Here is a 1,655-nt window from a genome sequence, read left to right on the forward strand (position 1 = left end):
TGTAAAAACACTTCCGTATCGTGGATGCCTCAGCCCAGCGCAGCCAGGCGAGTCGATTGGCCACGTATTTGCCACGATCAGCATCGGTAACGCTCCGGAGCGCTTATGAAGCGTTTTAGCGCAACCTGGAGCAGCAAAAGCCGGAGGTTTTTACGCCGCTATTGCCTTCAACAAGCCTTCGGCACCGATGATTCTCATGACCCGCTTCATGTTGTAGGCGAGCACATTTAGACTCATCTCCGCGCTGACGCCGGCCAGCCTACGCGTGAGGAAATGCGTGGATCCCATCCATTGTTTGAGCGTCCCGAAGGGATGCTCAACAGTGCGCTTTCGGACTCGCATCATGTCCGGCGCCTGGTTCAGCCGGTTCTGCATTTCGTCTAGCACGGCTTCATGCTCCCAACGCCGCACTCGTCGCTGCTTGCTCGGCGTGCACTGAGTTTTCAGGGCGCAGCTTTGGCAGTTCGAACTCCAGTAGCAGTGCATGTTCAGGCCTTTCTCGACGCTGGAGAAACGCCAAATCAATGCCTCGCCAGCCGGGCAAAGGTATTCATTTTTAGCTGCGTTAAAAACGAAGGCATCTTTGTTGAAACGCCCGTCCGCTTTAGCTCCTGAAGTCATCGACTTGGGTACATAGGCGGTAATTTTTGCATCATGGCAGGCCAGGATTTCCTCGCTTTTGAAGTAGCCTCGATCAGCCACGACGGACAGCGTTTCTGAACCAATGGCTTCCCGCGCCTGCTTCGCCATCGAGCTGAGTTGGTCGCGGTCAGAGCCAACGTTCGTGACCTCGTGAGCAACGATCAAATGGTGCTGGGTATCGACCGCCGTCTGTACGTTGTAGCCGACGATGCCATTGCCACGCGTCATCATCGAGCGGGCATCGGGGTCGGTCAGTGAGACCTGTTTGTCTGGAGAGTCGTTGAGCTGAGACTCGATCACCTGAAGCTCTTTCATCTGAGCTTTGAGCTTGGCGATTTTCTCTTCCAGGCGCGTAGCGTCTGGCTCAGCGGCGCTTGGCACTTGCCGATCAGCTGCATCAAGGGAGGTCAGGTAACGGTTGATGCTCGACTCGATTTCTCCCATTCGCCGCTTCAGTTTGGCGCTGGTGAAATTGCGGTCGCGGTTGTTCACTGCCTTGAATTTGCTGCCGTCGATGGCCACCAGGTTTTCGCTAAACAACCCCAACTGCTGGCACAGCACAACGAACTGGCGGCACACGCCGCGAATGGCTTTGCTGTTGTCTTTTCGGAAGTTGGCGATGGTTTTGAAGTCGGGCATCAAGCGCCCGGTTAACCACATCAATTCGATGTTGCGCTGGGCTTCTCGCTCAAGACGTCGACTCGATTGGATGCGATTGAGGTAGCCGTAGATATAGATCTTCAGCAGGATCGCAGGGTGATACGCAGGTCTGCCGGTTTCGGCGGGAATGACGCCATCAAAACCCAACGAGGCCAAATCGAGTTCATCGACGAAGGCATCAACCACCCGTACCGGGTTGGAATCGCTGACGTAGTCGTCGAGCCTCTCGGGAAGTAAGGTGCTTTGCCCTCGGTGCTCACCCTGGATAAACCGTTTCATGGGCTTCCCTTGCGATGAAATTCTCAGAAATCATAGCAAGGGTATGTCCGGGCGTTTTTACACACTCTGGGCCA

At 55.2% G+C, this 1,655-nt stretch carries 1 protein-coding gene; it reads right to left on the bottom strand.

What is annotated here, in order from left to right; genetic code table 11:
• Nucleotides 1-150: 150 nt before the first annotated feature.
• Nucleotides 151-1,581 (bottom strand): IS1182 family transposase, encoded by a 1,431-nt coding sequence (locus ACFZPT_RS26500; RefSeq protein ID WP_034097281.1) that lies wholly within the window; start codon nt 1,579-1,581, stop codon nt 151-153.
• Between the last annotated feature and the right edge of the window lie 74 nt (nt 1,582-1,655).

The sequence above is a fragment of the Pseudomonas sp. MD330_10 genome (assembly GCF_042610415.1).
Taxonomy (GTDB): domain Bacteria; phylum Pseudomonadota; class Gammaproteobacteria; order Pseudomonadales; family Pseudomonadaceae; genus Aquipseudomonas; species Aquipseudomonas rhodesiae.

Excerpts from the sequence above, each read along its gene's own strand:
- ACFZPT_RS26500 (WP_034097281.1), bottom strand. The coding sequence starts at position 1,581 with ATGAAACGGTTTATCCAGGGTGAGCACCGAGGGCAAAGCACCTTACTT.